Origin of the sequence: Paracoccus aeridis, assembly GCF_004923205.2 — a bacterium.
In the GTDB taxonomy this organism is placed as follows: Bacteria; Pseudomonadota; Alphaproteobacteria; order Rhodobacterales; family Rhodobacteraceae; genus Paracoccus; species Paracoccus aeridis.
Genome location: NZ_SELD02000017.1, coordinates 1 through 2,709, shown reverse-complemented (window position 1 = coordinate 2,709; position 2,709 = coordinate 1). Strand labels below are relative to the sequence as shown.

Genomic DNA, 2,709 nt, shown 5'->3' with positions numbered 1-2,709 from the left:
TATCCGATCGTCAGAACCGCGCTACTAAAAGCACGTCCCTAACATCGACTGCATGATCCAGGTTAAAGAAAACGAATCTGTTCGAAATGTTGCAAAGAATTCCCTGACCGAAGTCACACTGTTAGAAGACTCAGTATTCTTCGGCATTAATGGGTCCGGAAAATCAACTGTTTGTGAAGTACTCAGTCAAGCTGCGACTTTAACGAACGATCAGTCCAACGGGGAAGAGCCTCTCAACGTCATTGCGTTCGATGAAAAATGGAGGAAAGACAAGGTCGGAGATTTCATTGAAGGCGGCTCGGCAGAAGGCGTTACTACAGTCAAACTCAACGACGGTGCAGCCGACCTTGAGGAACGAATTAGAAAGGCGCAAGACGACTGGGAATCTGCAAAGAGTGACCTGAAGACTAAAAAGGATGTGCTAACAGCCGCAGAAAAGGCCAAAGACGAAGTTATCGACGATGTGTTTAACGGCGAACGAAAAACCCTCGAAAAACAGTGCTCAAGCTTGAACGGATCGAAGTTCAGGCGTCAGGCAATTCGTTCATTGCTCGAAAACGACAATAGTAAAGTTTTAAGTCAAACAGAAGTGGACGAACAGCTTCGTATAGCGAATTCTCAGGCACCCGGAGCTCTACCCCAATTGCCGAGTCTGCCTGAGCAGTGGTCATTTTCCGATGCTCTATGGGATGAAGTCAGCTCAACAACTCCTGCGGCACAATCGGTCACCGTTATCGTCAACGATTGGGTGCGTGAAGGTATGAATACGCATAAACCTGGTGATACTTGCCAGTTCTGCGGGGGGCTCGTTGAGACAGAGAGGATCGCTGCACTCACCGACGCAATCCGACAAGCTGAGGAACAGGCATCATCGCTGGTCAAGGAAGAACTAGCAAAATGTCGTCATACTTCCTCGTCGTTAGCAAAGCTAGAGACTGCGCTCGAAAATGCTGATTTTACTTCCTCTATTTATGGTGAAGGCCTTCAGACGAAAAGCGACGAAGTCCTCGTTGAAATAGGTCACGTGTTGAAGGATCTTAAAAAAGCTGAAAAGCTACTTGACGATCGAGTGAAAAATCCGCATCTATCGATTCAGGATGAGAAGCCAGAAATCAACAGTACGGAGCTTCAAACCAAGTACAGTGTGCTCAGTAAGGCTCACACTGAAGCAGTTCAAAAAATAGAAGGCCATTCTGCGAATCAGGAACAAGCCATCAAACAGCTCAAAGAGCACTGTTGTGCGATAGACGGCGGTGGATGGAAAGCTGCTGCAAAAGCAGTGAGTACTGCTCAGAAAGATGTAATTGAGGCTGATAAAACTCACAGCGACGCGCAAGACCTCCTGAGCACACTGCAAAAGGAAGTATCTACTACCGCTGATACTGCACAATTTCTCGATCAAAACCTCTCCCTCATTCTTGGAGAGAATTCGCTGCGTGTAGAAGAGGGAAATGTAGGTGAGGGTTACCGCATCACCCGCCATGATCAGCGAGCAGATGCGATGTCAGAAGGTGAGAAAAAATTAGTCTCACTTCTATATTTTTGTGCCGAATTTATGACCGAAGATCGAAAACAATCTATGGCGAATACGGTAGTGATCTTCGATGATTTAGGTTCGGAGCTAGATGAGGCACGACTGCTCACGGTTGACAGATTTATCTCTAACCATTTCACAAATCCGAAGCCAGCGGCATTAGTCTATTTCACACATAGCCACACTTATTTGAAGATTCTGCAATCGAGGCTCGGCGGGCGGGCATTTCCATCCAAAGATAAAGGGCAGGATATTCCCCCCAAATCAATCTTCTATGAAGTGTATAAAGACCACTTCAGGGGTGGGAACCAATCCACACGGTGTCGCAAGTGGGATGACGACGCGATTAAACTGACCAATGACTATTGGCTTTCGTTTTATATGGTCCTGCGAGCATTTGAGGGCTTGCTAGACAACGAAGTTCCAGAGTTGGGTACTGGAAATTTTTGTCGCAAAGTGCTGGAAGGGTTTTCAGAGTTTCGAGCGCCCGGTAGTGAACTATTTGGCACTCGTATTGACAGCATACTTGCTAAAAAGAATCGTGTCTTATCCCCTGCACTTTCGAAGATCGTTAACGGGCTGTCACACACAGAACTTAGTAAAACAGGCGGGGTACTTTCGCGAAATGAAGTAGAACTCGCCGTGATACAAACACTCAAACTGCTGCAGGTAGTCGATCCTGACCATTTTCGGGCCTTGCTCATCAAATTCAGAGGGAAGCAAGGTCGACGAAATATTGAAGCAGAGTTAAACAAACGGACAGGCTAGGCTCCTTTTTGAATGAAGCGGCGGTTCACGCAACAATAGGCCGATCAACCTTTCAGGTCTTTGTGGATTGCTAGAGATTGTGGCATCAGCGATGCGGCCATCGTTCCGTACTTTTCTGAGAAACTAGGGAGTAATCACAATGGAGTTCTGTGTTTTTCTAAGTGCGCCTGCCGTCGGATTTGCTCTTTTTCGAAGATAAATGGGCGACGGTGCCCACAGGCGGACGATGTAGGCGGGCGGAAAGTTCCGCGATCACGGTGGCAGCCGCAGTTATTTGGCGCCGCAGCTCAGTGTTGGATTGTTCGAGGTCGCGCACTCGTTTTCTGGATGCGGCGAGGTCGTGTTCGAGCTGAGACATCTGAGTGTTTGGGACGTGCTTCCAGTAGCAGCGTTCTGACGATCCGATA

The 2,709-nt window shown here is 47.7% G+C and carries 2 protein-coding genes; one reads left to right on the top strand and one right to left on the bottom strand.

The window, feature by feature from the left end; all coding sequences use genetic code 11:
* Positions 1-52 precede the first annotated feature (52 nt).
* Positions 53-2,302 (top strand): AAA family ATPase, encoded by a 2,250-nt coding sequence (locus ELI80_RS06680; protein WP_136650348.1) that lies wholly within the window; start codon positions 53-55, stop codon positions 2,300-2,302.
* A 157-nt stretch (positions 2,303-2,459) separates the two neighbouring features.
* Here the strand turns inward: ELI80_RS06680 and ELI80_RS16385 are convergent.
* Positions 2,460-2,709, bottom strand: a 250-nt coding sequence (locus tag ELI80_RS16385; RefSeq protein WP_236641369.1) for a hypothetical protein, incomplete at its 5' end; no start/stop codon positions are given.